This is a genomic window from Sphingomonas sp. (genome assembly GCF_036402235.1).
Classification (GTDB): domain Bacteria; phylum Pseudomonadota; class Alphaproteobacteria; order Sphingomonadales; family Sphingomonadaceae; genus Sphingomonas.
Genome location: NZ_DASWTG010000054.1, coordinates 210,516 through 227,251 on the forward strand (window position 1 = coordinate 210,516; position 16,736 = coordinate 227,251).

Consider the following 16,736-nt stretch of genomic DNA (forward strand, 5'->3'; position numbering starts at 1 on the left):
CGCTGCTGATGGCACTCGCCGTGCCCGCCGCCGCACAACAGCCCAAGGAACTCCCCCCGCACCAGCGCGCCATCGCCGCGGGCTACAAGGCGCTGATGCTGTGCGAGGGCCAGTTCGGCGGCGGCCGTACGCCCGAGCAGGTCGCGGCGCTGGAGCTGACCGGCATCTATCCCGAATATGAGGCGCTGGTCGCCGAGCTGCCGGCGGCGAGCGACCGGCAGGACCGCAGCGTCCGCGTGCCCTTCGCCCCGAACATGCCGCCGCGGCTCGCCTATTGGGTGCAGCATGTCGGCTGTTCGCTCGCGCCGGTCGGCGGAAAGCGCATCCTCCCGCCGCTGCACCACCCCCATCCCGCCATGCCCCTTCCGGCCGATCCCCACCCCTGGCCGATGGGCGACGGCGGCATTGCACCCAAGCCGTCAAAAGCGCTGGAAGCGGCGGTTGCTGCCGCCTTCGATCCGGCGGTGTCGAAGGGGCGCACGACCGGCGTCGTCATCCTGCGCGACGGCAAGGTGATCGCAGAGCGCTATGCAGACGGTTTCGGCCCGCTGGTGCCCAACCGCACCTGGTCGGTCGCCAAGAGCATCGCCGGGACGCTGATCGGCATCGCCGTCGCCGACGGCAAGCTCGACCCCATGAAACCCGCGCCAATCCCCGAATGGCGCAGCTTCGGCGATCCGCGAGCGGCGGTGACCCTCGATCAGCTGCTGCGCATGGCCTCGGGCCTTGGCAGCGACACCGCGGGCAACCGCACCGACGCGATCTATTTCGGCGGAACGTCGGTCACCGAGCAGGCGGTGGGCTGGCCGCTGGTCTCCCCGCCGGGCAGCACCTTCCGTTATGCCAACAACGACACGCTGCTCGCGGTCCGTGCGCTGCGTGCGGCGCTCGGAGACGAAATCGCCTATCGCCAGTTCCCGGGCGATCGCCTGACCCGTCCGCTCGGCATGTGGCATACCACCACCGGCGTCGACTGGCAGGGCAATTTCGTTCTGTCCTCACAGGTCTGGTCCACTGCGCGCGATTTTGCGCGGCTGGGCGAGTTCTGGCGCAATGACGGCGTGTGGCAGGGCAAGCGTATCCTGCCCGAAGGGTGGATGAAGTACATGACGACCCCCAGCGGCCCGCAGCCGGCCGGCGACGGTCCGGGCTATGGCGCGACGCTATGGCTGTTCGGCCCGAAACAGGGGTTGCCCGAAGGCAGCTACGCCGCGCAGGGCAATCGCGGCCAGTATATCTTCGTCATTCCCTCCGCCCGCCTCGTCGTGGTCCGCCGCGGCGAGGATCCGGCGGGCAGCGCGTTCGAGGCGCCGCGCTTCGTTGCCGATGTGCTCAAGGCGCTCGAATGAAGGACTGGGACGAAGCCTCCGCTTATGCGCTCTCGCTCCCCGATGTGGAGATGGCGTCGTGGTGGGGCACGCCCTGCCCCAAGGTCAACGGCAAGGGCTTCATGTCCCCCGGTCGCGAGCCGGGCAGCTTCGCGCTCTCGGTGACCAAGGCGGAGAAGGAAATCCTGTTCGAGACCGACCCGGAGACCTTCTGGCAGACTGACCATTATCGCAACTATCCGATGCTGCTCGTCCGCTACGGCACCGATGCCCACGAGCGGATCGAGCTTTACATCCGGCGTGCCTGGTGGGACCGCGTCAGGCCGGCCCAACGCAAGGCGTTCGGTGATCGGCCATGAGCTTCTCCTGGGATCAGGCGGTGGCGTTCGCGCTTACCCTGCCCGGGGTGACGATGGGTGCTGGCGCCAAAGGCTCGACCTCGCCGCAACTGCGCGGCCAGCAACTGATTTCGCAGGGTCGTGCGCCCGGCACCTATGTCCTCCGCGCCACCCGCGAGGAGATCTTCGTCCTCAAGGAGACCGATCCCGACACCTTCTGGCAGACGCCGCAATATGAAGGCTGGCCGACGGTGCTGGTCAACGCGGCGCATGCCGATCCCGAACGGATGCGGCTGCTGATCGCCCGCGCCTGGTGGGATCGCGCCACGGTGGCGCAGCGCAGGGCCTATGGCGACCGGCCCTGATGAACGGCCGCCGCTTCACCCGCTTCGCCGCGATCGACTGGTCGGGCGCCAGGGGCAGCCGCCATCCCGGTATCGCCCTTGCCTTGTGCGATTCCGGCGACACCGCGCCCGAACTGGTCTCCCCACCCGACCGTCACTGGTCGCGCACCGGCATCCGCGACTGGATTCTCGAGCGCGCCGCCGATCCGCTGCTGATCGGCTTCGACATGAGCTTCTGCGCCCCGATCCTCGACCGCGGCGCCTATCTCCCCGGCGAGAGCAGCGCGACCGACGCGCGCGCCTTCTGGGCCTATGTCGACGCCCAGAGCGAGGACGAGGATCTCGGCGCCGCCTCCTTCCTCGGCAGCCGCCGCGGCCGCCATTTCTACCTCGGCGCCGCGGACGGGCCCAAGGCGCGCTTCATGCACTTCCGCCGTTGCGAGCAGCATTTCAACGCCAGCGGCGGCGGCAAGGTCACCACCGTCTATGATGCGATCGGCGCGGCGCAGGTGGCCAAGGCGAGCTTCGCCGGCATGCGCCTGCTTCATGCGCTCGACGGCAAGGTCGCGATCTGGCCGTTCGATCCGCTGCCCGCGTCCGGTGCGGTGGTGGTCGAGATCTACACCGCGATCGCCGCCCGCGCCGCCGGGCTGCCCAAGGGCCGCTCCAAGCTGCGCGACGCCGCCGCGCTCGATGCCGCCCTCGCCGCGCTGGATACGCGGCCCCATGCACCGCTCGCCCGCTATGACGATCACGCGACCGATGCGATACTCGCCGCGGCTTGGCTCCGCGCCAATGCCGCCCGCGCCGATCTGTGGAATCCGCCCGCCCTGACCGCCGAGATCGCCCGGGCCGAGGGCTGGACCTTCGGCATCGGATGAGCCGGCGGAACGCCCCCGATGCGACGAGCCGTTGGCGGCCTGCACCGGCTGTTAACCTTGTCGGCGCAGACTCCGGGCATGAGACGATCGGATCGGGATGTCCGGGGCCGGCGGTGGCGGAACCCGTTCGGCGAGCACCTGCCCTTGCCGCTGCCGGTCTATCGCGAGCTGGTCGATACGCTGTTCGCGATGCGTCTTCCGATCCTCGGGCTGGGGCTGGTGTTCGCGGGGCTCGCCGCGCTTGTCGCCTATCACTGGTGGGACCCGGTCTTCGCTACGATCGCCGCGGCCGCGGTGATCGTCACCGTCGCACGGCTCCTGCTCCTGAACGCTTATGCTAGGGACCCGCAGAAGGACCAGGAAAGCCTGCGCCGGTGGGAACGGCGCTATGCGATCGGCACCTATGCCATCGCGCTGCTCCTCGCCGGGTTGAACCTCCACGCGCTGACCTATCACTTTCCCCTGCTCCACCTCCTCACCGTCAGCCTGGTGTTCGGCTTCGGGGCCGGGGTGGTGTCGCGGACCTCGGTGCGGCCGGTGATCTGCGTGATCAGCCTGTTGCTCGCCACCGTGCCGACCGTGATCGGGCTTCTCGCCCATGCGCTGATGCCGCATGCCGTCGATCTTCATGTCGAGCTGTTCGCGATCGAGGCGGTGATGGTCGCGATGATCACCGGGCTCAGCCTCCACACCGTCTCCCATCTCTACCACTCGGCGGTCGAGCATCTGTCGGCGCAGCACGATCTGACGCTGCTCGCCAAGCGCGATGCGCTCACCGGCCTCGCCAACCGGCTGCTGCTGCGCGAGCGGTTCCAGGACGTCAGCCAGGCCGCGTTGCGGACCGGCGGCCGGCTCGCGGTGCATTTCATCGATCTCGACGGGTTCAAGCCGATCAACGACAGCTATGGCCATCCGGCGGGCGATGCCGTGCTCCAGCAGGTCGCGCGGCGGCTCGAATCCTCGCTGCGTGCGGAGGATACCGTGGCGCGCCTTGGCGGGGACGAGTTCGTCGTGCTCCAGGCCAATGTCGAGCATGAAAGCGAGGCGGAGATGCTCGCGCGACGGATCATCCGCGGCCTCGGCGCCCCTTATGAGATCGATGGCGCGACCGTCCATCTTTCGGCCAGCATCGGCATCGCGACCACGCCGGACGTCGCGCTCGAGCTGGAGCGGCTGCTCGCCTGCGCGGACGCTGCGCTGTACCGTTCGAAGCTCGGCGGCAAGGCACGCCTCACCTTCTGCACGGGCGAAGACGCCGCCAAGGCCGAGCTGGCTGCCTGACTGCGTGCCAGAATCGGCCTTGACCGCGGCGGCGGCTTCGGCTCAAGACGCGCGGCCCGCGTTTCGCGGTCTCGACGAATGCCGGTTTAGCTCAGCTGGTAGAGCAGCGGTTTTGTAAACCGAAGGTCGCGGGTTCGATCCCTGCAACCGGCACCATCACAATCCTCGCTTCGCCATCGAGCTCTTGAATCCAGAGCGAGATCTCGAAGCTATGCTGCGCTCAGCTTCAGTCGCGCGGAAACTCGGCGCTTACCCTGCTGATCAGCCGCTCGGCCAGCGATCGTCTGAGCGAGGCGCCGCGTTCGATCTGGCGCCAGGTGTTGTAGCTGATACCGAAGCGAGGCTGCAGGGCTTCGTCGGTGCGGCCCGGGCAATTCTCGATCATGTGCGTCACGATTTCAGGCGGCAGCGTCATCATTGACGGGGGCATTGTTTCTCCTTGGTCATGCTCGGTCAGGGCGTGGCGGCAGACGCGCGCACGCGTGCGGCGCTTCGAGGCGGTCAGTGCAACGAGGCAGCGCGTTGCTCGGTCGCACCCGAGGGTCAGGCTTCCCGCCCGCCGGCGCGGGCGGGAAGCGCCTTGAAAGACTGGTCTATTCTATCGGGGCGAGCGTCGGGTATTTGACGCCGAGCTGGTCGAGATAGCTCGGATATTTGGCCGGGTCGTAATAATATTTGGTCAGCTCCGGCCGCATCCGCTCCATCACCTCCTTGTTGAGATGGATCGCCGGCTGATCCGCCGCGGTGAGCACCGGATCATATTTCTGGTCCTTGGTCTGGACCTCGCGGAAATAAGCCTTGGCGTCGGCAACCAGCTTGGGCGTGGTCATCGCGTCGAGCACGGTCATCGCCACCGCCTTGGCGCCCGCGACGGCGCCCTTGTGCGCGACCGGCGTCGCCATCGCGATCGCTGCCGTCACGTTGTGACCGATCATGTTGGGGATGTTCGACGGGAAGCGGATGGTGATCGTCGGCACCGTCCACATGATGTCGCCGATATCGTCCGAGCCGCCGCCCAGCGAGCGTCCGCGCGTGTCGGGGGTGGAGAGTTTCTCCACCTCGGTCTTGAGCGGCTCGACCTTGAACTTGAGCCCTTCCTGCACCGCCTTGGTGAAGGCCTGGTCCTCGGCGCTCCATTTGGGCATGCCGACCCGCTCGATATTGGCCTGCGCCGCCTCGGCCAGCGGCTTGTTGGCGTGGTTGGGCGCGGCATAGCCCAGGATGCGGCGGGTGACGGTGGTCCCGGTCGCCTTCGCCGCCGCCTCCGAGATCTCGTTGCCGGTCTCGTAGAGCTTGCGGATCGAATCGAAATTCTGCTCGCGGAAATAGTACCAGACGGTCGCCTCGCCCGGCACGATGTTCGGCTGGCCGCCGCCATTGGTGATCACATAATGCGAGCGCTGGGTGAGCGGGAGATGCTCGCGCCGCATGTTCCACGCCACGTTCATCAGCTCGACCCCGTCGAGCGCGCTGCGCCCGGCCCAGGGCGCGCCCGCGGCATGGCTGGTCAGGCCTTTGAAGTTGTACTCGACCGAGACCATGCCGTTATTGCCTGAATCCCCCCAGCCCGTGCCGAAGCTCGAGGCGACATGGGTGAAGATCGACACGTCGACATCCTTGAACAGCCCCGCCCGGACATAATAGGCCTTGGTCGCGAGCAGCTCCTCCGCGACGCCGGGCCACAGCATCAGCTTGCCCTTGATGTTGTGCTTGGTCATCGCGTCCTTGGTGGCGAGCGCCGCGGCGATGATCAGCGGCATGCCCGCATTATGCCCCTCGCCATGCCCCGGCGCGCCGGGGACGATCGGCTTGATCTGCGGAACGCCGGGCATCTGCGACAGGCCGAGCAGCCCGTCCACGTCCGACCCCAGCGCCACCGTCGGCCCCTCGCCATTGCTCCAGGTCGCGGTCCAGGCGCTGGGGATGCCGGCAACGCCCTTCTGGATGGTGAACCCGTTCTTCGCGAGGATCGCGGTCAGATACTCCATCGTCTGGAATTCCTGGAACCCCGGCTCCTGAAAGCTGAATACGGAGTCGACCATCTCCTGGACGAGCTTGGCGCGGGCATCGACGCCCGCGGCGACTTCCTTCTTGAGCGCAGCGGACGCCTGGGCATGCGCGCCCGACATCGGCGTGGTGGCGAGCAAGGTGGCGAGGAACGACTTGATGACGAGTTTGGACATGGCCTTCTCCCGGATCGAATGATGATCTTGAATGAATATCGATAGACAAGTCCACGGGAGGCGCAGGGGGGCGCCTCCCGTGGAAGGGGGGCGTTCAGATTGCGAGCCTGAACCCCATGCGGAACACGCGGCCGAGCACGTCGTAGAGCGCGCGGTTGGTCTGCGGATAGGCGGGCGTATTGTTGCCGGTGGGGCCGTTGCCGACCAGCACCGGATCGCGATCGGTGATGTTGCGGATCGCGAGGAAGACCTCGGCCTTCGCGTTCTTGACCTCGAACCGGTAGTTGAAGTTGAGGTCGAAGAAGAAGGCGCCCGGGATCGAGTTGGTGTTCACCGTGCGCCGGTCCGCCGTGGAGAGCGGGCAGTCGGTCGTGCAGACGATGTAGTTGTTGTTGTACACCCCGCCCGATACGCCGCGCGCGATCCCCTGGACGGAGAAGCCGCTGTCCATGTCGTAGCCGGCGGAGAAGCGATAGGTCCAGTCGGGCAGCCCGCCCGTATTCTGCCCCGCCGCATCGGTCGCCAGCGTCACGCCGTTCTCGGTCTTGAGCTCGAACGCGTAGCTCGCCAGCGCACGCAGCGTGAGGTTGCCCGGCCCGATCTCGCGGCGGTAGCTCGCCTCCAGGTCGATGCCGCTGGTCTTCACGCTGACGAAGTTGGTCGGCTTGATCTCGATGCTGGTGACCGCAAGGCCCGGCGTGACGACCCCGCGCCCGCCCGTGGTCGAGATCGCCGAGCACGCCGTGGCGATGCTCTGCTGATAGCATTGGTCGACCAGCGTCTGCGCGGTGAGCGAGTCGATCGCGCCGCTGAGGTCGATCTTGTAATAGTCGGCGGAGAAGGCGAGCCCGGGGATGAAGGTGGGCGTCACCACCACGCCCGCGCCATAGGTCATCGCCTCCTCGGGCACGAGCGCTGGGTTGCCGACGGTGGATTCGTTGAACTGGTTCGCCGCGACGGTGCCGTTGGGCTGCGGCACGTTCACGGTGTTGGTGCGGCCGGTGCCGGGCGCGAACAGCTCGGACAAATTGGGCGCGCGGATATCGCGGGAGATGGTGCCGCGGAACTTGATGTCCGGGATCATCTGCCAGGTCAGCCCCGCCTTCCACGTCACCACGCTGCCCGAGGTCGAATAGTCGGTGATGCGCGCGGCGCCGTTGAAGTCCATTCCCTTGATGATCGGGATGATCGTCTCGACGAACGCTTCCTTGACATTGTAGCTGCCGATGGTCGGCAGATAGTTGCCGTAGATCCAGGTGCCGGTGGTGACCCCGCCGGACACGATCGGGCGGAACAGCGCGTCGACGCTGCCGCTTACCTCTTCCTTGCGCCACTCGCCGCCGAACGCGAGGCTGACCGGCCCGGCGGGCAGGCGGAACAGGTTGTTGGTCGAGAAATTGAGCGCGGCGACCTGCTGCTTCAAATGCTGGCGGCGCAGCGGCTGCAGGCCGTTATGGAGGACATAGGCGATCGCTTCGGGCGAGGCGCCGTTGGTGCCGATGCGGTTGAGCGGCACGCAGGCGCGGTCGTCATTGGCGGCGCTCGCATCGACGTTGATGCGGCAAACGATCGTCCCGGCTGCATAGCCACCCGGATTGCCCGCGGCGGCGACCACCGCATCGGTCGCATTGGCCATGCGCTGGATGTGCCAGGCATTGGTCAGCCGCTCGACCGTGTCGGTCTTGCCGAGCTGGTAATAGCCGTCCCACTGCCAGTCGAGCCCGCCGGTCGCGAAGTCGCCGCTGCCGCCGACGACATAGCGCTGGACCTGGCGGCTGTTGTCGCTGCCCTGCGGCGGCAGGAAGATGTTGCTGGTGCCGATCTGCACCGAGGCAAGGTTGTTCGTCACCATCGCCGCGCGCACCGCATCGGGCAGGAAGGCGTTATCGCGCTGGATCGTCACGCCCACGGTCGGCGTCTGCTGATAGTAGCTCTGCCCGCGATAATGGCTGATCGCCGCCTGAGCGAACAGCTCTATCGCGGGGGAGAATTCGTAGCTGATCCGGCCGAAGCCGCTGGCGCGCTTCTCGGCGGGAAGCAGCGTCGCACTGCTGCGATGCCCCTCGGTCGTGATGTCGAGGTCGCCGCCCAGCATCCATTGCCCGCTGGTCGTACCGAAATTGAGCTGATTGACGCTCGCCTTGCCCGTCGCCGGGTTGATCGATCCGAAATAGGTGCCGCGCAGCGGTCCGGTGGAGATGAGGCCGCCCGGCGTGAACTGGCCGGTGCCGGTATTGGCACTGATCAGATATTCCGGGCCGCATCCGGTGATCGGCGTGCCCGCGACATAGCCTGCGGGCGCACGGCAATTGCCGCCGGCTGCCGTGCTGTAGGCCGGGTTGTTGATCAGGAAGAAGCCGCTGTCGTTCCAGTCGCGGTCGATCGACTGGATGCCCTTCTGGGTGAAATACTCGCCCGACAGCAGGATGTGCCCCTTGCCGTCGGCGAAGCTCGCGCCCCCCGTGGCGGAGAATTTGTGGTTCGGCCCGTCGCCATAGGTGGTGACACCATGCTCATATTCGGTCTTGAAGCCGGTGAAGCCCTTGTCGAGGATGAAGTTGACCACGCCCGAGACCGCGTCCGAGCCATAGGCCGAGGATGCGCCGCCGGTCACCACCTCCACCCGCTGGATCAGCGCCTGGGGAAAAGTGTTGACGTCGACCGATCCGGTGGTGGTCGACGCCACCGAGCGCTGCCCGTCGAACAGCACCAGCGTGCGGTTGGCGCCCAGGTTGCGCAGGTTGACGCTGTTGATGCCGGCGGCGCCGTTCGACAGCGACCCGTTCGAGCTCGCCGCCGTGCCCGAGCCGCGCACCGCCGGCAGCGTGTTGACGAAGTCGGAGATGTTGGCGGGGGCCTCGGCCTTCAGCTCCTTGGTGCTGATCACGCTGACCGGCGTCGGCGCGTCATAGCCGTCGCGCACGATGCGCGATCCGGTGACGGTGATCTCCGGGGTGGGCGCTTCCGGTTCCGGCGCGGGCTCCTCGGCCTGCGCATCCTGCGCAAATGCAGGACCGGGAAGCATGAGCGCCGCCAGGATTGCGGCCGTTCCCATCAACGATGCACGTGAAAATCCGGTATTTCCGCCCTGAATTCTATCGTTATTCGCAGCCATTACAGCCCTCCAAATCATTGGATTGGGCCAGCCAGGAATCCTCTCGATACTGTTCTGGTGTTCGGGCTTCTGCGGAAAGTTCCGGCCGTCTTCCGGCACGGGTGCCGGCGCAGCCATTCGGCGATCTGTGATCGGCATGGAGCCTAGCAGATTCGCTACATGGATAGTGACTAAAATTGAGGATCAATCAAGGGTATTGATTCAATTTTCGTCTCGTTTATGCCTCTACTCGATGGATATCCAACCTTCCGAGCTAGATGCGATCGATTTTCGAATCCTGAAGGCATTGTCCGAGGACGGGCGAATCTCGGACGTCGCGCTGGGCGAAATGATCAATCTTTCCAGCACCGCGGTGGCACGCCGCCGCCGCATTCTGGAAGAGACCGGCGTGATCGAGGGCTATACCGCCAAGCTCTCGCTCAGCGCGCTCGGCCTCGCCGGAACCGTGGTGGTGATGGTCGAGCTGAGCTCGCAGGCGGAGAAGATCCTGGTCGAGTTCGAGCGCGAGGTGGTCAAATGCCCCTCGGTCTCCTTCTGCGGGTTCGTGTCGGGCGACACCGACTTCATGATCCTGATCCACGTCAGTTCGCTGGACGAATACGACAAGATCTATCGAGAAGAGCTGTCCAACCTTCCGCATGTGTCGCGGATCCGGAGCAGCTTCGTGCTTAGGGAGGTTGCCCGCCGTTCAAACGTGCCGGTCATCTTTGAACGGGGAAAGGCAGGTGCAACCGGGCCGCGCCGTTAGCAAGGCAAGCGTCGCGTCCCACATCTGTCGGGGAAAGTGATGACCAGGATCGACTCGCGCAGGCCATTCCTGCGACGTTCCGTGGCGCGGACGTTGCTGGGCGCCGCATCCATTTCGCTCGCCGCGGCGGCAGGCATGCTGCTTCCGCACACCGTGAAGGCGGCTCCGGCCCAGGCGGCGCAGGCGGCGCTCGCCGACGGCTATATCCCGCTGAGCTGGGACACCGCGCGCGGCAAGCTGCTGCTTCAGGTGCCCGCCTTCGACGCCGATGTGCTCTACTATGTCTCGGCGGCGACCGGCGGCGGATCGGTCGAGCTGCCGTTCGACCGCGGCATCATGGAGAGCGCGGTGATCCGCTTCCAGCGCGCGGGCAATCGCGTGCTCGTGGTCGAGACCAACACCGGCTATCGCGCGACCGGCAACGCGGCGACCGCGCAGGGCGTCGCCGATTCCTTCCCCACCTCCGTCCTCGCAAGCCTGCCGATCGAATCGAGCGCGGGCGGCAAGGTGATTGTCGACGCGACCGCGCTGTTCATGCGCGACGCCGCCAATATCGAGGGGACGCTGCGCCGCACCAACCAGGGCAGCTTCAAGCTCGATCCCGCGCGCAGCACCTTCTACGCGCCGCGGATCAAGGCCTTTCCCGAGAATAGCGAAGTCGAGACGATCGTCACCTTCGCCGCCGACTCGCCCGGCGCGCTGGTGCGCAACGTCGCGCCCGAGCCGCGCGCGCTGACGCTGCGCATCCACCACAGCTTCCTCAAGCCTCCGACCGGCTATGTCCCGCGCGTGGCCGATCCGCGCATCGGGGTCAGCGAGCTGCGCTTCCGCGACTATTCCAGGCCGTTCAGCGATCGCACCGACGTGTCGTGGGTCACGCGCTGGCGGCTCGAGAAGAAGGATCCCGCCGCGGCCATCAGCGACCCGGTCAAGCCGATCCGCGTCTATTTCGACCCGGCGATCCCCACGCCGATCCGCACCGCGATGAAGCAGGGCCTGCTGTGGTGGAACAAGTCGTTCGAGGCGGCCGGGTTCAGCAACGCGATCGAGGCGCTCGACGCGCCGGCCGACATGGACCCGATGGACATCCGCTACGCCTATATCCTGTGGATCAACCGTGACGAGCGCGGCTTCTCGTCGGGCGGCACCTATCGCGATCCGCGCACCGGCGAGATCCTGGGCGCCAAGGTGCGGATGGACACGCACCGCATCCGCACGATCGGCAATTACTGGGACGCCTATGTGGCTGGATTGCCCGGCGGCGGCGCGGGCGTGACCGTCGCCGATCCCGCCCTGCTGACCGAGGGCGCGTTCGCGAACATGCCGGCGGGGCAGCGCGACATGGTGCTGCTGCGCCAGGCGCTGCTGATGGCGCACGAATATGGCCATTCGCTGGGCTTCGGGCATAATTTCGCGTCGAGCCTGAACGAGCGCGCGTCGGTGATGGAATATCCCACCCCGCGGGTGAAGGTGACGGACGGCAGGCTCGATTTGTCCGAATCCTTCATGAAGGGGATCGGCGCCTATGATACGATGATGGTGCGCTATGCCTATACGCCCTTCGCGCCCGCGGCGGAGAAGGCGGGACTCGACGGCGTGATCGCCGACATGCGCGGCCAGGGCCTGCTCTACGTCCCCGACACCGACCCGCGCTGGACCTGGTACGACGACCGCGCCACGCCCGGCGAGAATCTGCGCGAGGCGATGGCCGCGCGCCGGATCATGCTGGCGAGCTATGGCCAGAGCGCGCTGCTGCCCGGCGAGCCGGTGGGGACGCTGCGCGATGCGCGGCTGTGGATGGTCTATCTCCATCACCGCTACGCGATCGAGAGCGCGCTCAAATATGTCGGCGGGCTCTACCAGAACATTGTGGTCAAGGGCGACACGCTCCCGCCGACCGAGCTCATTCCCACCGAGGTGCAGCGCGACTCGCTCGGCCTGCTGCTCGACGCGATCGAGCCGGCCAACCTGGCGCTGCCCGAAAGCCTGCTCGCGCAGCTGACGCCCGATCCCGGCACCAATCTCGAGGATCTGTCCGACGATGCCGCGTTCGATCAGCTCAAGGCCGCGCGCATCCTCGCCGCGATGGTGTTCGAGCCGATGTTCGATGCGGCGCGGGCGAACCGGATGCTGGCGCTCGAGGCGCGCAAGCCCGACACGCTGACGCTACCGCAGCTGGTCGATGCGGCGCTGGCGCGCACCTGGAACGCGCCGCGCGACGGCGACGCTTCCGCCCGCGCGCTGCGCCGGGTGAGCCAGGGGGTCGCGCTCGACGCGATGATGGCGCTGGGCGCGAACGAGGCTGCCTCGCCCGAAGCGCGCGCGTTCATCCTCGAGACGCTGGCGAAGCTCGGCGCGGGCATCGGGCGCCGGAACGATGCCGATCCGGTGACCGCCGCCTTCTATCGCCAGAGCGCGCGGCGCATCGCCGCCTATCTCGACGATCCCGCCGCCAACGCGCCCAGGAAGCTGGCGCCCGATTGGGGCAAGGGGCCGCGCTCGCGCTTCCCGCTGCCGCCGGGGCCGCCGCTCGGCTAGTTGCCCCGCACCAGCGCCACGTGGCGATCGAGCTCGCTACGGGCGCTGGTCAGCGCCTGGCCGAAGCACCGGCCGTACTCGCGCTTCTGGTAGAGGTCGTGAGTCGCGCTGGTGTCGCACACCTGCTTCGAGGCGAAGCGCAACCGGCTCTCGGCGCGCCCGACATGCGCGTCGCGGCGCAGGTCGAGGTCGCGCAGCGACACGGTCTGCGTGCGGGTCACCCCGCGCAGCTCGCCCGTTACCGTCATCTCGCTTCCGATTTCGCCCGTCCGCGCCGCAGCGGGCACACAGCACAGCATCCCGGCCACCACCGGGGAGACCAACAGCCTAACCATCCTCGTTCCTTTCCTACCCCGCCTCTAACGAACGGCTTCCCGCAGATGGGCGATGCATGGACTAATTCCAAGGGCATTGTGTTCGCGGCAGCCCATCGCCGGCATCGTCGCTCAAGGATAGGCGGGACGCAGCGGTGCCGCGCGGGGCCGCGCTGCCGCCCGGGCAGCGTAGATGGTGTACCCGCAGAGCAGCCCATACATCGCCAGCCCCTCCACCTGCCAGAACGGCATCGTCGCCATGTTGAGCAGGAAGAAGGCGAAATGCGCAGCGATCAGCTTGAAACGCTCGCCGCGGGATGCGGCTGCCGCCGCGAACATCACCGTCCAGAGCGTGATCATCGCCGCCACGCCGAACCAGCCAAGCTCATAGAGCGTGCCGACCAGGGTGTTGTGCGGATAGACCTTGAACAAACCCTCCCAGCTCTCGGGCCCGAAGCCCAGCAGATGCTGGAGCGGTGTGCCCTCCGCCCAGGCATAGATATAGCTGCTCCAGATCAGCGGCCGCGCCGACATCACCCGGCGCTCGAGTAAGTCGAAGTCGCGCGGCGGCTTGATCAGCCCGGCCGGGTCCGAAAGAAATGCGCCCAGATCCGCGAAGCTGGCGCTGTAGAGCAGCACCCCGACCGAGACGAGCAGCACGCCCGCCACCACCGCCGTCACCGCCATCGATACGCGCTGGTCGCGCCGCACGCTCAATGTGAGTCCGCTCAGGAAGGTCGCCAGCGCCAGAGGGGCGAATGCGAGGATCGTCGTGCGATAGCCCGCGAGCACGATGCCGAGGAATGTCGCCGCCAGGAACGCGACGCGCACCACAGGCGGCGCCGACCTGGCGAAGCAGCCGACGAGGAATCCGGTCATCATCGCGACCGAGAAGGCCGCCTCGTGGTTGTAGCCGCCGATCCACACGAGCCCGTCGCCATCCTCCGATCCCTTGGGCAGATGCAGCGCCAGCGACAACGCCTGGAATACCAGCAGCGGCAGGAAGGAGATCATCGCCCAGCTGAGGAACCGCGCCTCGGGATCGCAGCGCAGCGCCTGGAACACCGCGATGACGATCACGGTCATATAGGCGTATTTGACGCCCATATTGACGCCGCCTGCCGGATCGCCGTTGAGCGCCGCGCTGACCAGCGCCAGCACGACCAGCGCATAGACCGGCAGCAGCCATTTGAGCGCGAGATTGGCTGGCCGCACCACGAAGATCAGCCCGAACGCGGTCACGCCGATCGAGAGCAGCGCATTGCCCGAAAGCCCGACCGCGAGCGGCTTGAACATATAGAGGTGGTAGGCCCCGGCGGTGTAGCGCAGCCACAATGCCACCACGACGAAGGTGCCGGCGACGCTTCCCGCCCGCCGCGCGGCGATCACCAGCGGCACCAGCAGCAACACCGTCACCGGAACCAGAACGCCGAGCCCGAAGGCCGGGCCGTAGGGCAGCGCCTGCGGGTTCATGCCCCCGCCCGGTCAGTCCGCATAATAATGGCGGTAGGCCTTCATGAAGCTGCCGCCATGCTCGTATCCGGCGCGCTCCTGCTCGCGCACGTCCACCAGCGTCAGCACCGCGCCCAGCATCTCGGCATGGACGTCGTAGAGCCGCCTGAGCGCCACCGAGGCGGCCTTGGCCGGCGTCCTGCGCCAGCGCACGAGGAACACCACGCCATCCGCCATGCTGGCGATCACGCGCGCCTCGTCGACCGGCAGCACCGGCGGGGTGTCGAGGATCACCAGGTCGTAGCGCTCGCGTACCTGCTCGATCAGCTCGGCCAGCCGCGGGCTCTCGGCCAGGCTGATGCCCTTGGAATCAAGCCGCTGCGGCAGCAGGCACGCATCGGACAGGCTGTCCTTGACGATCGCCTGCTCCAGTGTGGCGCGGCCGGCGAGAACCTCGTCCAGCCCCAGCGTGACATTGTCGGTGAACTGCCGGCTGGACGCGCGCCGGCGCGCGTCGCAATCGATCAGCAGCACCTTGCCGCCGGCCACCGCCACCGCGCGCGCCAAGCCCATCGCGGTGGTGGTTTTGCCTTCGCCGGGCACAGAGGAGGTGATCGCGACGACGCGGATCGGCTTGGTCGCGTCGGCGAACTGGATCGAGGTGCGCAAGGTACGGAAAGCCTCGGCGAAGGTCGATTGTGGCCGCTTGAGCGGCAGTTCGGCCGGCGGCGCGGGCAGGCCCGATTTGCGATAGCCGGGCAGCGTGTTCGCATCGGGGATCGAGGCGAGCGTCGGCAGCGCCAGCATCTCCTCGATCGCGTCGCTGGTTTCCAGCCCGCGCTCGAGCAACTGGAGCAGCACCACGAGCAACACGCCCACACCGAGTCCGCCGACCAAAGCCATCGCCGCATAGATCAGCGCGTTCGGCGAACTCGGCGCGCCGGGCACTCGCGCGCGGCTGACGATGTAGGAATCGCTTTGCTCCAGGCCGGACTGCGCCACCGTCTGGCGATAGCGGTCAAGGAACGCCTGATAGAGCGTGCGCGACGATTCGGCGTTGCGCTCCAGCTCGTTGAGCCGGACTGACGCTTCGTTGTCATTGGCGAGCTTGCCCTGTGACTGCGCCACCGATCCGGCAAGCGAGGCCGCCCGCTGACTGGCGATGTTCGCCTGAATGGAAACATTGGCGACAATGCGCTGCACCTCGGCGGCGATCGCCTGGTCGGCGGCGCGAAGTTGGCCCTGCACGCGGACAAGGTCCGGATGGCGCGGGCCGTAGCGCTTCTCCAGCGCTGCGGCTTCGCGCGCCACCTCGGCACGCTGGGCCCGCAGCTGGCTGACCACCGGCGAATCGAGCGAATCGCCGAGCTCTTCGCCGCTCCGCCCGCCGCGCAGTTGCGCTCGTGCCGCCGCGAGTCGTGCCTGCGCCGCAGCATTCTCCGCCCTGGCTTGGGCGAGTTGGGTCGAGAGGCCGGACAGTTCTTGCTGGGTGACCGTGCTCGCATTGGAGACGGCGAATAGATCGTTCTTAGAACGGTAGTCAGCGACCGCACGCTCTGCGCTGAGCACTTGCGCCCGCAACTGCTGCAGCCGTTGTTCAAGGAATCTTCGCGCGCGCTGCGTCGCCTCGGCCTTGGCACCCGCCTGACCGGAGACATAGTCGTCGATCAGCGCATTGGCGACCTGCGCCGCCTGGACCGGCGTGGCACCCTCGTACGAGACGCTGATCGAATAGGAGAGCCCGTCGCGCTTCACCGTGAGGCCGCCCAGCAGCGTGCCGATCGCATGCTGGCGCCCGATCAGGTCGGGCTGCGCCGGGGCGGGCTGGCCCGGCACGGCGGCCTTGTTGAAGGCGGGGTCGCGATCCAGGTGCAGCCGATCGACCACGCGTCCGATCAGCTCGGGCGAGCGCAACGCCTGCACCTCGGTATCCACCGCCGCCGAATCCGGATCGGTCGTCGGCACCACCGAATCGACGTTGATCACGCGTTCGGCCGTCCGCTCCAGCGCCACCTGCGCGGTCGCCAGATAGCGCGGTTCGGCGACCAGATAGGCCGCTGCGGCCACCACGATCGCCGTGATCATCGCCGCGCACAGGATCATCCAGCGCCGCCGCAGGATGGCGCCGACATGGCGCAGGTCGATCAACGCACCGCGATCGACCTGCGGGTCTGCATCACGACGCGGCGGCAGGCGCCGGGTGATCGCGTCCAT

General features: G+C 67.3%; 13 protein-coding genes and 1 tRNA gene. 8 read left to right on the top strand and 6 right to left on the bottom strand.

Going from position 1 to position 16,736, the window contains the following annotated elements; genetic code table 11:
• Window positions 1-8: 8 nt before the first annotated feature.
• The 6 genes from VGD28_RS11740 (at window position 9) to VGD28_RS11765 (ending at window position 4,328) form a co-directional block, all read left to right on the top strand.
• The gene (locus VGD28_RS11740; RefSeq protein WP_331028524.1) at window positions 9-1,349 is read left to right on the top strand and encodes a serine hydrolase domain-containing protein; all 1,341 of its coding nucleotides are present in this window, start codon (window positions 9-11) and stop codon (window positions 1,347-1,349) included.
• A complete protein-coding gene (locus tag VGD28_RS11745) occupies window positions 1,346-1,687 on the top strand; it encodes a hypothetical protein (protein WP_331028525.1) in 342 nt (113 codons plus the stop codon). The genes VGD28_RS11740 and VGD28_RS11745 overlap by 4 nt, the downstream gene beginning before the upstream one ends.
• Window positions 1,684-2,031 (top strand): hypothetical protein, encoded by a 348-nt coding sequence (locus VGD28_RS11750; protein ID WP_331028526.1) that lies wholly within the window; start codon window positions 1,684-1,686, stop codon window positions 2,029-2,031. Before VGD28_RS11745 ends, VGD28_RS11750 begins: the two co-directional genes overlap by 4 nt.
• Window positions 2,031-2,891, top strand: a complete 861-nt coding sequence (locus tag VGD28_RS11755) for a hypothetical protein (protein WP_331028527.1) — start codon at window positions 2,031-2,033, stop codon at window positions 2,889-2,891. The genes VGD28_RS11750 and VGD28_RS11755 overlap by 1 nt, the downstream gene beginning before the upstream one ends.
• A 78-nt stretch (window positions 2,892-2,969) precedes the next feature.
• Window positions 2,970-4,172: a GGDEF domain-containing protein gene (locus VGD28_RS11760; protein ID WP_331028528.1), complete on the top strand. Its 1,203-nt coding sequence runs from the start codon at window positions 2,970-2,972 to the stop codon at window positions 4,170-4,172.
• 80 nt (window positions 4,173-4,252) lie between these two features.
• Window positions 4,253-4,328: transfer RNA gene (locus VGD28_RS11765), tRNA-Thr, on the top strand.
• A 70-nt stretch (window positions 4,329-4,398) separates the two neighbouring features.
• On the opposite strand, the gene VGD28_RS11770 is transcribed toward VGD28_RS11765, so the two are convergent.
• The 3 genes from VGD28_RS11770 to VGD28_RS11780 form a co-directional block, all read right to left on the bottom strand.
• A complete protein-coding gene (locus VGD28_RS11770) occupies window positions 4,399-4,602 on the bottom strand; it encodes a hypothetical protein (protein WP_331028529.1) in 204 nt (67 codons plus the stop codon).
• A gap of 163 nt (window positions 4,603-4,765) precedes the next feature.
• Window positions 4,766-6,355: a peptidase dimerization domain-containing protein gene (locus VGD28_RS11775; RefSeq protein WP_331028530.1), complete on the bottom strand. Its 1,590-nt coding sequence runs from the start codon at window positions 6,353-6,355 to the stop codon at window positions 4,766-4,768.
• Between the two features lie 94 nt (window positions 6,356-6,449).
• Entirely contained in the window at window positions 6,450-9,410 is a 2,961-nt protein-coding gene (locus VGD28_RS11780) for a TonB-dependent receptor plug domain-containing protein (protein WP_331028531.1), read from the bottom strand.
• A 292-nt stretch (window positions 9,411-9,702) separates the two neighbouring features.
• Between VGD28_RS11780 and VGD28_RS11785 the strand changes: the two genes are divergently transcribed.
• Window positions 9,703-10,218 carry an Lrp/AsnC family transcriptional regulator gene (locus VGD28_RS11785; protein WP_331028532.1) on the top strand — a complete coding sequence of 172 codons (516 nt, stop codon included), beginning with the start codon at window positions 9,703-9,705 and terminating at the stop codon, window positions 10,216-10,218.
• 39 nt (window positions 10,219-10,257) lie between these two features.
• The gene (locus tag VGD28_RS11790) at window positions 10,258-12,756 is read left to right on the top strand and encodes a zinc-dependent metalloprotease (protein WP_331028533.1); all 2,499 of its coding nucleotides are present in this window, start codon (window positions 10,258-10,260) and stop codon (window positions 12,754-12,756) included.
• Here the strand turns inward: VGD28_RS11790 and VGD28_RS11795 are convergent.
• The 3 genes from VGD28_RS11795 to VGD28_RS11805 all read right to left on the bottom strand — a co-directional run bounded on the left by VGD28_RS11795 (window position 12,753) and on the right by VGD28_RS11805 (window position 16,736).
• Window positions 12,753-13,091 (bottom strand): UrcA family protein, encoded by a 339-nt coding sequence (locus VGD28_RS11795; protein WP_331028534.1) that lies wholly within the window; start codon window positions 13,089-13,091, stop codon window positions 12,753-12,755. The two genes, VGD28_RS11790 and VGD28_RS11795, sit on opposite strands and share 4 nt — an antisense overlap.
• A gap of 111 nt (window positions 13,092-13,202) precedes the next feature.
• A complete protein-coding gene (locus tag VGD28_RS11800; RefSeq protein WP_331028535.1) occupies window positions 13,203-14,543 on the bottom strand; it encodes a hypothetical protein in 1,341 nt (446 codons plus the stop codon).
• A gap of 12 nt (window positions 14,544-14,555) precedes the next feature.
• A complete protein-coding gene (locus tag VGD28_RS11805) occupies window positions 14,556-16,736 on the bottom strand; it encodes a GumC family protein (protein ID WP_331028536.1) in 2,181 nt (726 codons plus the stop codon).